The organism is Pedobacter sp. BAL39, assembly GCF_000170795.1.
Classification (GTDB): Bacteria; Bacteroidota; Bacteroidia; order Sphingobacteriales; family Sphingobacteriaceae; genus Pedobacter.
In genome coordinates this window covers 121,315-140,004 of sequence record NZ_ABCM01000005.1, presented here as the reverse complement: position 1 = coordinate 140,004, position 18,690 = coordinate 121,315, and the positions used below count along the sequence as shown (strand labels likewise).

General features: G+C 47.4%; 12 protein-coding genes. 6 read left to right on the top strand and 6 right to left on the bottom strand.

All coding sequences use genetic code 11. The annotated features are described in order from the left end of the window. Positions 1–7: 7 nt before the first annotated feature. The 6 genes from sprA to PBAL39_RS08620 all read left to right on the top strand — a co-directional run bounded on the left by sprA (position 8) and on the right by PBAL39_RS08620 (position 11,382). Positions 8–7,189 carry a cell surface protein SprA gene (gene sprA / locus PBAL39_RS08645; RefSeq protein ID WP_008240423.1) on the top strand — a complete coding sequence of 2,394 codons (7,182 nt, stop codon included), beginning with the start codon at positions 8–10 and terminating at the stop codon, positions 7,187–7,189. Positions 7,190–7,287: 98 nt separating this feature from the next. Further along, a complete protein-coding gene (gene gcvH, locus PBAL39_RS08640; protein WP_008240422.1) occupies positions 7,288–7,668 on the top strand; it encodes a glycine cleavage system protein GcvH in 381 nt (126 codons plus the stop codon). A gap of 78 nt (positions 7,669–7,746) precedes the next feature. Next, positions 7,747–8,079: a VanZ family protein gene (locus PBAL39_RS08635; protein ID WP_232282916.1), complete on the top strand. Its 333-nt coding sequence runs from the start codon at positions 7,747–7,749 to the stop codon at positions 8,077–8,079. Positions 8,080–8,371: 292 nt separating this feature from the next. Beyond that, a complete protein-coding gene (locus PBAL39_RS08630) occupies positions 8,372–8,590 on the top strand; it encodes a FeoA family protein (protein WP_008240420.1) in 219 nt (72 codons plus the stop codon). A 1-nt stretch (position 8,591) separates the two neighbouring features. Beyond that, the gene (gene feoB / locus PBAL39_RS08625; protein ID WP_008240419.1) at positions 8,592–10,709 is read left to right on the top strand and encodes a ferrous iron transport protein B; all 2,118 of its coding nucleotides are present in this window, start codon (positions 8,592–8,594) and stop codon (positions 10,707–10,709) included. A 58-nt stretch (positions 10,710–10,767) separates the two neighbouring features. Beyond that, entirely contained in the window at positions 10,768–11,382 is a 615-nt protein-coding gene (locus tag PBAL39_RS08620) for a sprT domain-containing protein (RefSeq protein ID WP_198139796.1), read from the top strand. Here the strand turns inward: PBAL39_RS08620 and PBAL39_RS08615 are convergent. The 6 genes from PBAL39_RS08615 to tatC form a co-directional block, all read right to left on the bottom strand. Beyond that, positions 11,331–12,152 carry a hypothetical protein gene (locus PBAL39_RS08615; RefSeq protein WP_008240415.1) on the bottom strand — a complete coding sequence of 274 codons (822 nt, stop codon included), beginning with the start codon at positions 12,150–12,152 and terminating at the stop codon, positions 11,331–11,333. The genes PBAL39_RS08620 and PBAL39_RS08615 overlap by 52 nt on opposite strands. A 46-nt stretch (positions 12,153–12,198) precedes the next feature. After that, a complete protein-coding gene (locus PBAL39_RS08610) occupies positions 12,199–14,175 on the bottom strand; it encodes a thiamine pyrophosphate-dependent enzyme (RefSeq protein ID WP_008240414.1) in 1,977 nt (658 codons plus the stop codon). 5 nt (positions 14,176–14,180) lie between these two features. Continuing rightward, positions 14,181–15,569 (bottom strand): LutB/LldF family L-lactate oxidation iron-sulfur protein, encoded by a 1,389-nt coding sequence (locus tag PBAL39_RS08605; protein WP_008240412.1) that lies wholly within the window; start codon positions 15,567–15,569, stop codon positions 14,181–14,183. 145 nt (positions 15,570–15,714) lie between these two features. Beyond that, positions 15,715–17,289, bottom strand: a complete 1,575-nt coding sequence (locus PBAL39_RS08600; protein WP_008240407.1) for a M28 family peptidase — start codon at positions 17,287–17,289, stop codon at positions 15,715–15,717. 35 nt (positions 17,290–17,324) lie between these two features. After that, positions 17,325–17,765: a ribose 5-phosphate isomerase B gene (rpiB, locus tag PBAL39_RS08595; RefSeq protein ID WP_008240404.1), complete on the bottom strand. Its 441-nt coding sequence runs from the start codon at positions 17,763–17,765 to the stop codon at positions 17,325–17,327. A gap of 22 nt (positions 17,766–17,787) precedes the next feature. Further along, positions 17,788–18,678: a twin-arginine translocase subunit TatC gene (gene tatC, locus PBAL39_RS08590; protein ID WP_008240401.1), complete on the bottom strand. Its 891-nt coding sequence runs from the start codon at positions 18,676–18,678 to the stop codon at positions 17,788–17,790. Between the last annotated feature and the right edge of the window lie 12 nt (positions 18,679–18,690).

Sequence of the window (18,690 nt, the reverse complement as noted above, 5' to 3'; positions counted from 1 at the left end):
GATACCATTGAGAACTTTATTTACGCTCATTCTTGTTCTGGCTCTCTGCCTTGGCGGACAAGAATCTTTTGCTCAAAATGTTCGTCCCGGAAGGACTTCCGATACCACAAGAAACAACTTCAGCTTAAAGGAAAAACAACGCCTTGGACTACGTAACCTTGGTAATTCCTTCAGCCCCACGCCGGATAATGTAAAGCGCGAAGTCGAATATGACGCGAAGACGAAAAGATACATCATCAGGGAACGCATCGGCGACCGCTATTTCTCTGCCCCCCAATACCTGACAGTCGAAGAATACCAGCGCCTCATCACCAGTGAACTGAAACGCGAAAACTGGCGTGTATATTCCAATGAGGAAATCAACCAGGTCCGCAATACGGGGATCATCCCCAGTCTTAAAATCAATAGCAAGGCTTTTGAAAAGATCTTTGGTGGCAGTACCATCGACATCCAGCCAAGGGGAGAGGCGGAGCTGACCTTCCTTGGTCGCATCAACAAAAATGAAAACCCGTTGTTCAATGAACGCCAGCGTGTGCAGGGAAATTTCGATTTCAACCAGCGGATCCAGATGGATGTGATGGGAAACATCGGTACCAACATGAAGATCAACATGAACTACAATACGGAGGCTCAGTTTGACTTTGAAAATCAGGTAAAGCTCGATTATACCGGAGGCAAGGACGACATCATCCAGAAGATTGAGGCCGGAAACGTGAGTCTTCCACTCAACACTACACTGATCAATGGTACGCAGGCACTGTTCGGGATCAAGACGCAGCTTCAGTTCGGTAAGCTGAATGTGAGCACGGTCTTCTCACAGCAGAAGTCACAATCGCGGGAGATCAGGATCAATAATGGCGCCCAGCAGAATGAATTCCGCATTAGCGGCGATAACTACGAAGCTAACAAACACTACTTCCTGGCGCAGTATTTCAGGGACAACTACAACAAGTCCATGTCTACGCCACCGACGATCACCTCCGGCATACTCATCACCAGAATTGAGGTCTGGATCACCAACAAAACAGGAAATACCACCGACTCAAGAGATGTCCTTGGATTTATGGACCTTGGAGAAAATGCACCTTACAACGCCGGGCTGATTGGCGGGACTTCTGTGTTGCCCTCCGCATTTAACAACCCCCAATTTCCACGTCAGTCGAACGACCTGCTGACACGCCTTCCGGCGGATGCACGCCAGACGAACTCCAATTCCGTCATATCCTTTTTTGCACCCAACGGCGGAACCGACAACTATTCCAAGCTTACCTACGCACGTAAGCTGGCAGAGAGAGAATATACTTTTCATCCTCAGTTAGGATATATTTCACTCAACAACGCCTTAAATACCGATGAGGTGCTTGCAGTAGCCTATCGCTATACCTACCGAGGTGTAGAATACCAGGTGGGTGAGTTTTCTACGGATGTCTCTTTCAACCAGGCTACACCACAGGTACTGTTTGCCAAGCTCCTTAAAAATGAAACTACAAAAGTAAACCTGCCCACCTGGGACCTGATGATGAAAAACATCTATTCCATCGGTGGCTACCAGATCAGTCCGCAGAACTTCAAGCTGGATATCTTCCGGATTGACGATCGCTCGGGTGTGGAGAAACCTTACATCGATGAAGGTGAAAAGCTGGACGAGAACAGGGTACCCTTAAAAAATAAACTATGGCTCCAAGTGGCAGGACTGGACCGCCTGAACCAGCAGAAAGAGCGTCGTCCGGATGGGGTGTTCGACTTTGAGGCGGAAAATGATCCCTTTGGGACGAATCCAAACAACAGCCTGTATAATAACGGTACCGGCAATCAGACCTCGGGCAGCAACAGCTCTAACCTGAGCTTTTCTACGAATACCAAAAATGGATACGTAACGATTGACCCGCTGAATGGACGGGTGATCTTTCCATTGATTGAACCTTTCGGGAAGGACCTTGCCGACCAGTTTACCCCTGCAGAACAGGCCCTTATTGACAAATATACTTACACGGCACTATACGATTCAACGAAGGTGATTGCCCAGCAGCTGTTTACCCGGCAGAACAGGTACATCATCAAGGGAGCGTACCAGTCGGAAGTCGCCTCTGAGTTTAGCCTGAATGCGATCAATGTACCGGAAGGGTCTGTAAAGGTTTTTGCGGGAACAATTCCTTTGGTGGAAGGAAATGATTTTACCGTAGACTACCAGGGAGGAAGGGTGAGGATACTGAATACCGCACTGCTCAGCTCCGGCCAGCCAATTAAAATCTCCACAGAAAACAATGAGCTTTTCGGTTTACAGCAGCGCTCATTATTCGGCACGCGACTGGATTATAAGGTGAACAACAAGCTGAACCTGGGAGGAACGGTAATGAACCTCACAGAGAAGCCCCTCACTCCGAAGGTGAACATTGGCGAGGAGCCCATTTCCAATACGATGTGGGGGCTGGATGTCAACTATAGCACGCCCTCCAGGTTCCTGACCAAGATGGTGGATAAGCTGCCGCTGATCTCTACGAAGGTACCATCCAGCTTTACTTTCTCCGGAGAGTTTGCACAACTGGTGCCTGGACATCCGAAAGCATTGAACTTTGCCGGTCAGAAGGGTGGTGTCAGTTATCTGGACGACTTTGAGGCATCACGTTCTGTCATCGACTTAAAGAGCGCTGTGGCCTGGCAGCTGTCAGGTACACCACAGATGTTCCCTGAGTCGCAACTGATTGACGACCTTCGTTATGGTTACAACCGTGCCCGAATTGCCTTTTATAATATTGACCCCATCTTTTATAACCGTACCGATGCAAGTCTTCCGACGAGCCTGAGGAACAACAGAAATGAGCTGTCCAATCATTACGTACGTCAGATCATTGAACAGGAGGTATTCCCATTCAAGGAAACCGTGACGGGCCAGCCTTTTGCACTGCCTACATTAGATGTGGCTTTCTACCCTACAGTACGTGGGCCTTATAACTTTGTGCCGACGGGCTTCGGTCCGGGTGGCAGCCTCAACAATCCACGCAGTCGCTGGGGTGGCTTATTCCGCAGGATTGAGACCAACGATTTTGAGGCGCTCAACATCGAGTTTATCGAACTGTGGGTGATGGACCCTTACCTGTATAACCGTTCTGCAACCGGTGGGGATTTATACTTCAACGTGGGTAACATCTCCGAAGACATCCTGAGGGACGGAAGAAAATCGCTGGAGAATGGCCTGCCGGCAAATGGCGATCCTACAAAATTTGATGAAACCAATTGGGGAAGGGTACCTAAGCTGCAGCCGGTGATACAGGCCTTTGACAATGACCCGGAGGCAAGACGTGCACAGGATGTCGGGCTTGACGGATTGTCGAATGTAGATGAACGCACAAAGTTTGCGACCATCATCAACCAGATCAAAGGGCAGCTGAATCCTGATGCGGCGACATCCATTGACAATGACCCTTCATCCGATGATTATACTTACTTCAGGGGCCCGCTGCTGGATCAGCAGAATGCGGGAATCCTGAAACGGTACGAAAAATATAACGGCACAGAAGGCAATTCCAAGACTGCACAGCAGTCGCAGGCAGAACTGGGTGTCGATAATTCTGCCTCCACCTCATTACCGGATGGCGAAGACATCAACAGGGACAACAACATGGTGCAGAGTGACGAGTACTTCCAGTACAAGATTTCCATGCGCCCGGCAGACCTGATGGTGGGTCAGAACTTTGTGACCGACAAGGTAGTGTCGCAGGTGAAGCTGGCCAACGGACAGACGCAGGATGTCACCTGGTACCAGATTCGTATTCCATTGGCACAATACCAGGAAAAGGTGGGCAGCATCCAGGACTTTAAATCCATCCGTTTCATCAGGATGTTCATGACCGACTTTGCCGATACAACCGTACTGAGGTTTGGAAAAATACAGCTGGTCAGGGGAGAGTGGCGCCAGTACAATGCCAACAATGAGGCCAATCAGGTGATTGTTGACCCTTCATTGCAGACGGTCCTTCCCGACAACTCGACCATTGAAGTCGCCACCGTAAACATCGAAGAAAATGGAAAACGTACGCCTATTCCTTACGTGGTGCCTCCTGGAATTGAACGCGAGCGTGATTTCAGCAATTATCGTGGAGATACCCGCCAGAATGAGCAATCGCTTGCAGTAACTGTAAAGAACCTGCGTGACGGTTACGGAAGGGCATCTTTTAAAACGGCACTCAATGATTTCAGGTCTTATAAACATCTGGAAATGTATATCCATGCGGAGGCGATCGGCGCATCGACACTCAATGACAACGACGTACAGGCCTTCTTCAGAATTGGTACCGATAACCAGGATAACTATTACGAATATTCGCAGCCGTTGAAAGTGACGCAGCCGGGGACAAGTGACCCTTACCAGATCTGGCCTGACCAGAATAAGATGGACATTGAGCTGGAGCTCTTCCAAAAGGCAAAGCTGGCACGTAACAATGCAATGACTTCCGCAGGTATTCCATGGCCAATTAATATTCCCTTCAATTACATCATTGACGGACGTGTGATCACCGTAAAGGGCCAGCCGGATATGAGCAAGGTCAGGGTATATATGCTGGGGGTTAAAAACCCGTATAATACTGGTACCGGTGATGATGGACTGGATAAAAATGTGGTGGTATGGTTCAATGAGCTCCGGCTGACGGAGTTTGACGAACGCGGCGGCTGGGCAGCAACAGCCAGGATGAATGCGAAGCTTGCTGATTTTGCAGATGTGAACATCTCCGGAAGCAAATCGACCATCGGTTTTGGTTCCCTGGATACCCGTGTGAGTGAAAGGAACCGCGCGGACAATATGTTCTTCGACGTGTCGTCCAGTGTGGAGCTGGGTAAACTGCTGCCTAAGAAATCCGGCGTCAAGATCCCAATGTATGTCAGTTATTCCAGCCAGGTGAGCACCCCCCAATACAACCCAAGCATGCCCGACATTGAGCTTAAAAATGCACTCGATGCTGCTAATAAAACTCAGCGCGATTCCATTCTCAACTTTGCCCAGGACAGGACCGTGCGCAGCAGCATCAACTTTACCAATGTGCGTAAGGAAAGGGTAAATCCTGATGCAAAAGTGCGGCTTTGGGACATAGAAAACTTTAACGTCAGCTATGCTTACACGAAGTTTACCCATAAGGATTTCATCGTGGAGAACAACTTTCAGAAGACTTACCGGGCATCGCTGGTGTATAACTATGCGTCGCAATCAAGAAACTACGAACCCTTCAAAAAGCTGATCAAATCAAATACGCTGGCTTTGCTGAAAGATTTCAACTTCAGCCTGCTACCAAGTGCGATAAACTTCAGGATTGACGTAGACCGTTATTACTCGGAGAACAACCTGAGGAACAACGATCCACTCAACTCCATCCCGGTTAACACGACCTTCAATAAAAACTTCCTGGTATCACGTGTATATGGGATTTCCTGGAACCTGACCAAGTCGCTCACACTGGATATCGATGCTACGAACTATTCCATCATCGACGAACCAGAGGGTAGGATTGAGGGACTTAAACGTGATACGTTATGGCAGAATATGAAACGTCTGGGCAGAACAACAGATTACAGCCATAATCTGAACATCACCTATGCATTGCCGATCAATAAGATCCCGGGAATGGATTGGGTAAATGTAGCCACCCGTTACGGCACGAATTTCAACTGGCAGACCGAACCGTTGGCGACCTTAAGAGATCCGAATATCGATCTGGGAAATACCATCCAGAATGCAAGAACGATCCAGCTGAACCCTAGCTTAAACCTTGCATCACTCTATAACAAGTTTGGCTTTATCAGACGCGCAGGAAACTCATCATCGGCAGAAAAGGGATCTGGTGCCACAGGTGTGCTCATTGGCTTACTTACCGGGGTGAAAAATGTGGTGGGTGCGTACACGCAGACAAAAGGAATTTTCCTTCCGGGTTATCTGCCTAAGACGAGCTATTTTGGTATTGATGACATCACGGGGGCTCCCGGACTGGCCTTTGTATTGGGTAGTCAGGCCGACATCCGCGACCGTGCACTGGCCAGCGGGTGGATAACGAGGGACACACTGCAGCAGCAGTTGTACATCACGACCATGCGGGAGGATTTCAGTCTGACAAGTTTGATCGAGCCGATAAGAGACCTCAGCATTACGCTGACAGCCAATAAAAACAGGACGCTGAACTATTCGACGAACTTCAGGTACGATGAGCAGTCGCGCGGGTTTGTTAACCTGAGCCCTTTCACTACCGGAGATTACAGCATTTCCTTCATCTCCATGAAAACGGCATTCTCGGAAAAGAACGGCAGTATCGTTTCAAAGCTGTTCAATGAGTTCATGTCCAACAGGGCGATCATTTCCCAGCGCCTTGGTATCCGAAATATGAATTCTGTGGGCACCGTAAACGGTTATGCCGATGGTTATGATCAGAACGCTCAGGATGTCATTATCTCTGCTTTCCTTGCCGCCTACTCCGGCAAGAGTGCATCATCCATCAGCCTGAATTCCATGCCTAAGATCCCACTGCCGAACTGGAGATTAAACTACCGTGGCCTAACGAGAATCCCTTACCTGGCGGATCGTTTTACGTCAATAGACCTTCGCCATTCGTACCGTTCCGTATACAGCATCAATGGTTTCAACTCCCTGCTGAAATACCAGGAGGTGGGTGGTTATGCCTACAGCAGAGACCAGAACCAGAACTTCCTTCCTTTCTATCAGTACTCACAGGTGACAATTGCAGAGCAGTTCTCTCCGCTGATCGGCGTGGATACGAGGCTGAAGAACAACATGACGCTGAACTTCGAGATCGGCCGCTCGCGACTGCTGGGATTGAGCATGTCAAACAGCCAGCTGGCGCAGATGTCTGAAAATAACATGGTCTTCGGCCTGGGCTACCGCACCACGAAATTCAGGTTCCCTTTTGGGTTGTTCAAACAGATGAAGATGGACAACAACATGGACTTCAAACTGGACATCGCAGTGAGGGACAACAAGACGGTCATCTACCGTGCAGATGTGCTGGAAGCAGAAGTGTCTTCAGGGGCAAAGAACATCACCATGAGGCCGAGTGTGGATTACATCCTCAACCAACGGTTCAACATACGTGTGTTCTATGATTCCAACATCACGAAGCCTTATACTTCACAGACCTTCAATACCTCTTTCAGCAATTTCGGATTTAGTTTAAGAGTTACGCTGAATTAAGATTGGTATAAATGCAGGGAATAATTACCTTTGAAACGACATCTGATGAAAGCAGCACTGTCAACTGTTAACTAACGAAAAAAATAAAAAAATATAACATGAATTTTCCATCAGAATTAAAGTACACTAAAGATCACGAATGGCTGAAAATCGAAGGTAATGAAGCCTATATCGGAATCACCGATTTTGCGCAGCGTGAGTTGGGTGACATCGTTTACATCGACATCAATACCGTTGGTGACGAAGTGAGTAAAGATGAGGTTTTTGGTACCGTTGAAGCTGTAAAAACAGTGTCAGACTTATTTATGCCCGTGACTGCTACGGTATTGGAAACAAATGCTGCTTTAAATGACAATCCTGAGCTGGTAAACTCTGATTCTTACGGTGAAGGATGGATGGTAAAAGTGAGCATCGCTGATGTTGCACAAGTTGATGGTCTGCTGGATGCTGATGCATACAAAGCCCTTGTTGGTGCTTAGTCAATGGGTTTATTTAAAGCATTAAAATATCAGATCTGGGCAATAGTCTGGACCCTGGTTATCTTAATCCTTTGTAATATGGAAATGCCTGATTCCAGTGGATCAGGCTTTTTTTTTAAGGGTTTTGACAAGATGGTCCACCTGGGCTTCTTCTTTGTGCTGACCATCCTTTTGTTTTTTGGAAAGATCCGGTACCAGCATAACTACAGCTTCCGTTCACTCACGATCTTTAAGATCATCCTGATCACTGCCGCCCTGGGTGCGGGAATCGAAATGCTGCAGTGGAAAGTTTTTACCTACCGGTCTGCAGAGTGGTGGGATTTCGGCTGTGACATGATTGGTGTGGGTATGGCCATTTTCAGTTATATGTTATTGCATAAAACCAATTATAATGATAAAAAATCTGTTTAAACTGCTATTGCTCGTTGCGGTGCTCGGTACCAGCGGATGCAGCATCTTCAAGAGTGGCTGTAAGTGCCCGCCGGTAAGCTATCGCAGCTATCCCCAACGATAGTTTCCTTCTGTACCCTTTATGTTACGGTAGTTTGACGGTTTTCAGACTGCCAAGGGCATCTTTAGTCACTTTGACGTGCCTTTATAACAGGATGTTTATTTGTAACTGTTATAAATAAAGGCTAAATTGCGGCCGTTCAGGAATGGGGGATCACATCATTTTCCTGGCCATAATATAACCTTATACGAGATGAAACTTTCACAACTAAATCCTGGAGAACGAGGTACTATTGTATCTTTTACAGATCTTGATATGTCTGTAAAATTAATGGAAATGGGCTGTTTGCCCGGCGAGGTTGTAGAAGTCGAACGCTTTGCCCCCCTGGGCTGTCCCATAGCAATCCGTGTAGCTGGTTATCAGCTTTGTCTGAGAAAGAATGAAGCGTCAATCATTATAATACAGCAATAATTTGGCAAAGGATTTAAAAATAGCGCTGGTTGGAAACCCCAATACAGGCAAGTCTACTCTTTTTAACCTGCTTACAGGGTTAAATCAGAAAATAGGAAACTTCCCGGGAATTACAGTTGACAAAAAGCTTGGCTATGCAAAGCTTCCTGATGGGAAACAGGCAGAGGTCATCGATCTGCCGGGAACCTACAGTCTTTATCCGAAGAGTAAAGACGAAAGCATTGTTTTCCAAGTGCTGGCCCATGCCAATAATCCAAGCTTTCCTGACATCATTGTATTGGTTGCAGACGCGACTAACCTCCGCAGAAACTTACTCCTCTATTCACAGGTTGCTGACCTGGGATTACCTATGGTTCTGGCCCTGAACATGACGGATATGGCCAGGAAGGAGGGAATAGCGGTTAATGTTGACCTGCTTTCAAAACGCATCGGTATCCAGGTGGTGCCCATCTCTGCAAGAAGTAACAAAGGGCTGGCGGAGCTGAAACAAGCCATTTCAAATACTACCGCTATCGCCACACAGGCTAAGGCCGTTGACATACAGCAGCTGGCTCCGGAAGCCATCGCTGAAACCATGAAGCTGATCCGTACCGACAATGACTATTTCGCATTGCAGGTTCTGCACCAGCATGAACACCTGGATCTTTTCTCAGATGCTGAACATACGCAGCTGGAGAAGATCAAACAGAGTCATCAGTTTGAGACTTCCAAAATACAGACCGCAGAAACCATTGCGCGCTACCGCTACCTGGGAACGGTACTTAGTGGTGTCATTGAAGATACCGGCGCAGAGCGTAAATTTGCGTTGAGTGATAAGCTGGATGCGGTACTCACCAACAAATTCTGGGGGTTCCTTATTTTCATAGCCATCCTTTTTTTTGTATTTAATTCCATTTTCTCCTGGGCTTCCTATCCCATGGATCTTATTGAAACTTCATTTGCATGGCTGACAGAATTTGGCCATGACCACCTTCCTCCCGGCGTCCTCACGGACCTGCTGATGGATGGTGTGCTTGCCGGATTGGGTGGTGTAGTGATCTTTATCCCTCAGATTGCCATTCTTTTTGCCTTTATCTCCATTCTGGAAGATACAGGATATATGGCCCGTGTGACCTTCATGATGGACAAAATTATGCACAAGTTCGGATTGAGCGGAAAGTCGGTCGTACCCATGATCGGTAGTCTGGCCTGTGCCGTTCCTTCGATCATGAGTGCGCGTAATATTGAAAGCTGGAAAGACAGGATCATTACCATTATGGTCGTGCCGCTTGTGAGCTGTTCTGCGCGACTTCCGGTATACACCTTGCTCATATCACTTGTGGTGCCTGATCGTGCCGTATGGGGCTTTATTAATCTTCAGGGACTGGCATTGATGTGTATGTACATCATCGGTATTCTTGCTGCAGTACTGGTTGCTGCCGTCATGAAATTCATCATCAAAGCAAAAGAGCGTTCTTATTTTATTATGGAGCTGCCTGTTTATCGTATGCCACGCTGGAGCAATGTGCTCTTTACCATGTATGAGAAATCAAAAACCTTTGTTTTTGAAGCAGGGAAAGTTATCATTGCCATCTCCATTATTCTATGGGTAATGGCGAGTTACGGTCCTGGTGATCGGTTTGAGCAGATTGAGGCAAAATATGCAAAGATTGAAGCGGAGCATGAAGGTGCGCCGGTTGATAACTTTGAGCGCGATAAGTCAGCCGAAAAATTGGAAAATTCATATGCGGGCGTATTGGGGCATGTCATTGAACCGGCCATCAGGCCGCTGGGTTATGACTGGAAAATCGGCATTGCACTCATCACCTCATTTGCAGCCCGGGAGGCCTTTGTGGGTACGATGGCAACCATCTACAGCGTAGAGGGAGGCGATGAAGAAGTGGGCACGATCCGCGACAAAATGCGGGTAGCGAAAGATGCTGAAACGGGACTGCCCATCTTCACCTTTGCTTCTGGTTTGTCGCTCATGCTGTTCTACGCCTTTGCCATGCAGTGTATGAGTACAGTTGCCGTAGTGTACCGCGAAACAAAGTCCTGGAAATGGCCGGTCATTCAGTTGACCTACATGACGGTCATGGCTTACATTGCTGCTTTGGTTACCTTCCAGCTGCTCAAGTAAAAGTTCCGGTGTCTCAAGTAGGCGAATGCAATTGAAGTAAATTCCATACCTTTGCAAGGTGAAAAAAGAAGATGTTTTAGCCCAGTATATGCCGGCGCCCGCAGCTCCGGTGATTGCTAAGTGGATCGACTATTTTCAGTGTGAGTTCAAGATATCTAAAGGCCGTGTGACCAAACTTGGTGACTACCGGCATCCTTATAAAGGAATGGGACATAAGATCTCTGTCAACAATGATATGAACCCTTATTCCTTCCTGGTCACCACTGTTCATGAGTTTGCACATCTCCTTACCTGGAACGATCATAAAAATAAGGTCAAACCTCATGGATCAGAATGGAAACACAATTTTAAACGGATGATGGCCCCCTTTCTGGAGCAGGAAATCTTTCCAGCTGATGTAAAGGCAGCCATTGTGCGTTACCTTGGTAATCCTTCGGCGGCGAGCTGTACCGATCTGACACTTTCCCGCGCACTGAAAAAATATGATGCAGAAAAAAAGGAAATCCGACTGGAGGAATTGCCGCTGCATGCCGTATTCACCATCAAGGACGGCAGGCAGTTTAAAAAAGGAGAGAAGCTGAGAAAGAGGTACCGCTGCCAATGTCTTGACAATGGAAATATCTATCTTTTTAACCCGCTCGCAGAAGTCATCCTCGAGGCTACAGGTACGTAGATTGCCTCTTTATCCATCACCTTCCACTGGAACCTGATTTTTTCATTCTTAAAGCTGGAAGGACTCTTTATGAGACTGTCAATAAGTGCATCCGGAGTATCCACCATTACGCTGGCACTATAGCCATTCTGAGCACTGCTCTTTAGCTGGATGTAACTTTCTTCGCCTGCGGCGATGTAGTCGGCAAAGCGCATATCAAACTGGTCTTTTTGCTGTAGCGCATCTTCAAACACCTGAATGGATTTTTGATAAGGCGCTTTATTTTCACTGACTGCCGGATCAGCCTTGATGTTGCGAAATCCTTTTCTGGTCAGCTCATTTTCATTGCCTGCTGTGCGGCTGTCTATTTTGAATGGAATATTGTTCCTCAGATAGGTGTAGGTATCTGTAAAGCGCTGGTCTGCGTCGTTGCCACTGCGCTTGTGTTCGCGAAGCAACAGAAGACTGTCATTCTGGAGGTAATAACGTTGCTGAACATTTCCCTTTGAAATGTCGTCGGTGTAAGATGAATACATCACCGGTTTACCATTGTAACTGTACCTTTCTACATACATCGCATGGTTGTCAGATTGGAACACAAGGCTTGTCTGCTTTTCAAATTTGCTGATATTTGCATCAATGGAGTCGGCGAGCAGGCTGATGGATTCTTCCGTCATGGCTGTTGCAGCGGGTTGCTGGATATAGTTGGCCTGTGGATGTTTGGGCGACTGATTACAGCTGTACATCATGAGCAGGGCCGCAGATAAAAAAAGGTAACCGGAAATCTTCATAACGTGTGATTGTAGCTGATCTAAGGCCATTATCGTGCCAATGCACTCAGTAGCTCGTCAGTTTGCTGACGGTGTCTGCCAGCCTGCTTTTGGCTAGAAAGTTTTCTTCGAGCGTTTTATTCATGGGAATGGCAGTATCTGCGCTGGCGCAACGCATGACCGGTGCATCCAGATAATGGAAACAATGTTCTCCAATCCATGCGGCAAGTTCCGCACCGAAACCGCTGCTCAGGGTATCCTCGTGAAGGATCAGTACCCTTCCAGTTTCCTTAACAGCGAGGGCCACCGCTTCCTTATCCCAGGGTTGAAGGCTGCGCAGGTCCAGCAGCGTTGCTGAACATTCCGGATGTTCAGCGAGGTACTCCAAGGCCCAGTGGACACCAAGGCCGTAGGTAATGATGCTCAGCTGTTCGCCGGTGGAGAGGCGTTTCGCCTTGCCGATTTCTGTGGTATAATAACCTGATGGTACAGCCCCCGAAAGGCTGCGGTATAATAATTTATGTTCAAAAAACAATACCGGATTGGGATCTTCGATGGCGGCCAGCAGCAAGCCTTTTGCATCGTCAGGAAAGGCGGGATATACGATCTTCAGCCCCGGAGTTTTGGTAAACCAGGCTTCATTGCTCTGCGAATGAAAAGGACCGGCTCCCGTGCCTGCGCCTGTCGGCATGCGGATCACCACATCGGCTTTTTCCGCCCAGCGGTAGTGGGTTTTGGCGACGTTATTTACGATCTGGTTGAATCCGGAGGAAACGAAATCGGCAAACTGCATTTCTACAATAGCCTTATGCCCATTAATAGAGAGACCTAAAGCGACGCCTACAATGGCAGATTCACAGATGGGAGTGTTACGGACCCGGGATTTTCCAAAAGTCGCTGCAAAGCCTTCTGTAATCTTAAAAGCACCACCATATTCAGCAATATCCTGCCCCATGATCACGAGCCGCTGATGGCGTTCCATACCAAGCTTCAAGCCATCACTGATGGCGTCCAGGTAACGAAGTGAATTGATCTCATTTCCAGGTGCTGCAGGAAGGTGTTCGTAGGGATGATACATCTCTTTCAGCTCCAGCTCCAGGTCTGCCGCAGGTTCATCATCATGGAATGCTTTTTCGACTTCCCTGTCAATCTCGTATTTAAAAGCAGCTTTTATATCGCCTATGACTGCTGTATTGAGCACACCCTGATCCAATAGATATTGCTCAAAGTTTTTTACAGGATCTTTTACCGACCATTGCTCAAAAAGCTCCTGAGGTACATATTTTGTTCCCGAAGCTTCTTCATGCCCACGCATCCTGAAGGTAAGACATTCCACCAGAACCGGCTTGGGATCTTTCCTGATGCGCGTTGAAATATCGCTTAGCGTATCGTATACTTCAAGGATGTTATTGCCATCAATTTGAATGCCTTCAATGCCATAGCCAATAGCCTTGTCCACAAGGTCTTTGCATTTGTACTGCTCTGCCGTCGGCGTCGAGAGGCCATAACCATTGTTCTCAATCAAAAAGATTACAGGCAGGTCCCATACTGCCGCCACGTTAATGGCTTCATGGAAGTCGCCCTCACTCGTTGCCCCTTCTCCGGTGAAGACCAGGGTGGCCTGTTGTCTGTTTTGCAGCAGATCCGCCAAAGCGATGCCATCTGCCAAAGCCATTTGCGGACCAAGGTGGGAGATCATTCCAATGATCTTATGCGCTTGTGTGCCGAAGTGAAAGGAGCGGTCGCGCCCTTTGGTAAAACCTGTGATTTTTCCCTGCCATTGCGCCATGAGTTTTCTCAATGGGATGTTTCTGCTGGTGAAAACACCCAGATTTCGGTGCATCGGCAGGATATATTCCGACGGAAGCATAGCCATGGTACTGCCTACGGCGATGGCTTCCTGACCAATGCCGGAAAACCATTTGCCAATGCGGCCCTGGCGCAGAAGGATCAACATCTTCTCTTCTATCATTCTTGGATAGAGGAGCTGCCGGTAAAGGTTCAGCAGGACGTCGTCAGTTTTATCCTTCCTATCGAATGTCATGACCTTTAGTTGTTGTCGGCTTTCTTCTTTTCTTCGTATAACCGGGCGAAAGACTTTGGAGCCACTTCAGGCATCTCCCTGTATTTGCCCCAGCTTTTCCTGAATAGGAGTTTCATAAAGAAATTCTTGAGCTTACCACCCACCATATCCATTCGCGATCGCTTCTGCATGCCTGTTTTCCACATCTTCCAGCCAATTTCTTCTGTTTTGGGATTCTCGTGTGTGGTAGCGGCATCTCTCCGGTTCAGGAGCAGCATCTTGTGGATGTCGATCTTCGCCGGGCATACTTCAGAGCACTTGCCACATAAACTGGAGGCGTAGCTCAGGTGTTTAAACTCCTTCATCCCTTTGAGGTGTGGCGTAATGATGGAGCCTATAGGGCCACTATAGGTAGTGTCATAAGTATGGCCACCGATATTTTTGTAAACCGGGCAGGCGTTGAGACAGGCACCACACCGGATACAGTATAGTCCCTGGCGCTGTTCTTTTTGGGCAAGCAGATTGGTGCGGCCGTTGTCGAGCAGGATGACGTACATCTCTTCAGGTCCATCTGTTTCTTCGGGGCGTCTCGGTCCGCTCAGTATGGTATTGTATACCGTTAAGTTCTGCCCCGTTCCATGACTGGCAAGCAGTGGCCAGAAAAGGTCGAGATCTGCCATCGAGGGAATGATCTTCTCGATGCCCACAATGGCAATGTGAACCTTCGGGAAGGTGGTACATAACCTGGCATTTCCTTCATTTTCTGTCAATGCAATACTGCCGGTGTCTGCAATCAGGAAGTTTCCGCCTGATATGCCAATGTCTGCACGCAGGTATTTCTCGCGCAGGAGCTCCCGGGCCTTTTGGGTCAGCTGCTGAGGCGTGGCGTCAATCGGCGTACCAAACCTGTCGTGGAACAGCTTTGCAATTTCCTCTTTGCTAAGGTGCATCGCAGGGGTTACAATATGATAAGGAGGCTGCCCAAGCAGCTGTACAATATATTCACCAAGATCGCTTTCCAGCGATTCAATGCCATGCTCGCCAAGGAAGTCGTTCAGGTGGATTTCTTCCGTGGTCATGGATTTTGATTTGATGACCGTCTTGCCGTTTCTTTTATTGATGATGTTCAGGATTTCCTTTTGCGCTTCTGCGGCATCATTCGCCCAGATCACCTTTCCACCACGACGCTGGAAATTGGCCTCAAACTCAGGAAGGTATTTATCCAGGTTCTCCATGACACGCCATTTGATGGCATGCGCTTTTTTCTTTGAGTTTTCAAGGTTTTCAAATCTCGAGATGCCGCGTGTAACGGCAACATTGTACTTGCCAATATTATGATTGATCGTTTTACGATGGCCCAAATCAAAAGCCTTCTCATCGGACTTCACCAAAAACTCATCAGCTGTTTTCATCATGTTCAAATATAAAAATAAATAAGCGTAGGCTCATTTTTATTGAAAAACCATTTTGCAGTGATAACGTAAAACCGATGCTGAGCGTATATGCAAAAGCCGCTGATGGTCGTCAGCGGCTTGCATTATTTTTTATTTACATCAATGGTTAATTTTTCGGTGTACCGTCGTCGTTTTTATCGACTTTAGGTCTGGTGGCACCATTTGCCAGTTCCCATGCCGTAAAGTACACCAGCTGTGCTCTTTTTGCCAGCATAGGGAAATCAATTTTGCTGACCTCATCTCCGGGCTGATGGTAATCATCATGTACTCCGTTGAAATAGAAGATGACCGGAATGCCATGTTTGGCAAAGTTGTAATGGTCAGAACGATAGTAGAAACGGTTAGGATCTGTTCTGTTGTTATAACGTTCATCAAGATTGATGTTGACATAATCTTTGTTGGCTTTCTTGCCAATCCTGTCGAGGTCTGTACTCAACATATCAGAACCAATGATATATACGAAGTTATTGTCGGCAGCATGGTCCTTATCACCGCGGCCGATCATGTCAATATTTAAGTCTGCGATTGTATTCTCCAGTGGAAATATTGGATTTTCGGAATACCATTCTGAACCATAAAGCCCTTTTTCCTCACCGGTGACAGTCATGAAAAGAATGCTTCTTTTAGGTCCTTTGCCTGCTTTTTTGGCCTTGCTGAAAGCTTCTGCCATCATCAGTACCCCCGTTGTTCCCGAGCCATCGTCGTCTGCACCATTGTTCACTTTATCCTTTGCTTCAGGATCATTTACCAGACCGATGTGGTCATAGTGCGCCGTCACCACCAGTACTTCATTTTTTAATTTAGGGTCTGAGCCTTCTAAATATCCGAGCACATTTTCAGCACGTACCTTCGCTTCATCCTTTTTGCCACTTGCAGTAACCGTCACACCGATTTCCCGGGTTACTGGTTTGCCGGTAGATTTCAACTGTTTCTGCAGCGCATCTAAGGTGACGTTTCCAGGTGCGAGGATCAGGTTGGCAGCAGTCGTGCCGACATTGATCACCGGCGTTCCTTGAGGAACTTTCGCCTGTTGTTTCTCCTCTTTGGTCTTCATCGTTAGTTGAGTTGAGCTGAGGTAGTTTTTCAGGTCTGCTGGCATGGCATCCACCATCGGATCAATCACCAGGATGGCAGCAGCCTTATGTTCCGTCAGGTATTTGATCTTTGGGGCCAAATTGTTCCGTGTGGCATTGGGTTCACCCGTTCTAAGGATCATGACCACCTTTCCGGTGATGTCTTTACCTTCGAAGTCATTGTAGCCCTCTTTGTTTACACCATATCCGGCAAAGATGATGCTGTTGGCGTTAAACGCAAAACCCTCGGCACCGACAGACTGTGGTGCAATGTAAAAGTCCTTCATTGCTTCAGCAGGCTGTCCGTTGATGGTAAGCACCTGTGACAGTTTGGTGGTCACCATGTCGATTGGCTGGAAGTAATCCCCGGATACGGGCCCTTTCAGGCCGAGTTCTTTAAAATAGTTTTTGATGTAGTCTGCGGCCATCCATCCGCCTTTAGTACCTGTTTCGCGTCCTTCGTATTCATCAGAGGCCAATACCGACAGGTGTTTGTAGGCAGTTTCACTGTTGATGGTCTTGCTGAACTTTACCGCATCTTTGTTTTGTGCAGTAGCGGTGCAAGCCATGGTGAGCACCATTCCGGCATATAACAAATGTTTTTTCATGTTGATTGTATGGTTAGGTTGATTCTTTATGTTGATTAGCAGGAGATCTTACCGACACGTCCTGCGTGTCTCCCGCCTTCAAAAGCCGTTGTTAAAAAAGTATTTATCATCTCTTTAGCCAGTTCCGGGGAAACAAAACGTGCCGGGATACAGATGATATTGGCATCGTTGTGCAGACGCGCCAACTCAGCAATCTCCTTCAGCCAGCAGATGGCAGCCCGGATGTGCTGGTGTTTGTTCGCTGTGATTGCCACGCCGTTGGCGCTGCCGCATACGAGAATGCCAAAGGTAAATGCCTTGCTTTCCACAGCCTCAGCTACGGGATGTGCAAAATCAGGATAGTCTACCGAATCCGCAGAAAAGGTTCCAAAGTCTTTAATTTCATGCTCAGCGAACCATTCTTTGATCAGTTCTTTGTACTCAAAGCCGGCGTGGTCGGCACCAATTGCAATTTTAACTTTTGTTTCGGTTGACATCTTTCAAAAATTATAGGTTTTATTAACTTTTATTCGTTTTGGCTACACCGTATATGGCTTTGTTCCTGTTCCGCTCAATGTTCGCAGAAATATAGATGCTCAGCTCGTAAAGCAGGAACAGCGGGAAGGCAACAATCAGCATGGTATATGGATCTGCTGTAGGGGTTACCACTGCTGCAACGATCAGGATCAGTACCGTAGAATACCTCCGGCTTGCACGCATGAAGGCCGGGGTCATAATGCCCAGTTTGGACAGGATGAAGATGATGACCGGCAGTTGGAAAATGACACCTGATCCCAGAGTCAGCGTCATCACGGATGACAGGTAGGAGTCTATGGTAAATGTATTTTCGATGTCAGGACTCACCGTAAAGTTGGTCAGGAAGTTGATCGACAGCGGGCAGATCATGTAGTAGCCAAAGAGAATACCCAGGAAAAACAGGAAAGAGGCGAAGGCCACAAAACCACTGGCAGATTTACGTTCGTTGTCATGGAGCGCCGGTTTTACAAATAACCAAAGCTCAAACAACAGGTAGGGGATACCCAGTATGATCCCCACCATGACACACGAGTTGAGCTGTAACGTAAACTGGCCCGCCATTTCTGTATTGATGATCTTTGCATCGATTTTGGTGATGCAGAAATCAGACCCTATAGACGGGAACTTCTCCACCAGTTTACACATCATGCGGTAGGTCCAGAACTGCGGGTTTTTAGGCCCCATGATGATCTCATTAAAAATGAAGTCTGTGTAGTAAAAAGCTCCGGCGGTCAGCACCAGGATCACAGCAAGTGCGCGGAGTAAATGTTTTCTGAGTACGTCAATATGGTCGAAAAAAGACATCTCTGCCTCTAAAGTTTTTCCTTTTTCTTTGATAGCACCTATCAGGTCCCTTTTTTTAGTATCACTCATGCACTTTATTTG

Excerpts from the sequence above, each read along its gene's own strand:
- gcvH (WP_008240422.1), top strand. The coding sequence starts at position 7,288 with ATGAATTTTCCATCAGAATTAAAGTACACTAAAGATCACGAATGGCTG.
- PBAL39_RS08635 (WP_232282916.1), top strand. The coding sequence starts at position 7,747 with ATGGAAATGCCTGATTCCAGTGGATCAGGCTTTTTTTTTAAGGGTTTT.
- PBAL39_RS08630 (WP_008240420.1), top strand. The coding sequence starts at position 8,372 with ATGAAACTTTCACAACTAAATCCTGGAGAACGAGGTACTATTGTATCT.
- PBAL39_RS08615 (WP_008240415.1), bottom strand. The coding sequence starts at position 12,152 with ATGAAGATTTCCGGTTACCTTTTTTTATCTGCGGCCCTGCTCATGATG.
- PBAL39_RS08610 (WP_008240414.1), bottom strand. The coding sequence starts at position 14,175 with ATGACATTCGATAGGAAGGATAAAACTGACGACGTCCTGCTGAACCTT.
- PBAL39_RS08605 (WP_008240412.1), bottom strand. The coding sequence starts at position 15,569 with ATGATGAAAACAGCTGATGAGTTTTTGGTGAAGTCCGATGAGAAGGCT.
- PBAL39_RS08600 (WP_008240407.1), bottom strand. The coding sequence starts at position 17,289 with ATGAAAAAACATTTGTTATATGCCGGAATGGTGCTCACCATGGCTTGC.
- rpiB (WP_008240404.1), bottom strand. The coding sequence starts at position 17,765 with ATGTCAACCGAAACAAAAGTTAAAATTGCAATTGGTGCCGACCACGCC.
- tatC (WP_008240401.1), bottom strand. The coding sequence starts at position 18,678 with ATGAGTGATACTAAAAAAAGGGACCTGATAGGTGCTATCAAAGAAAAA.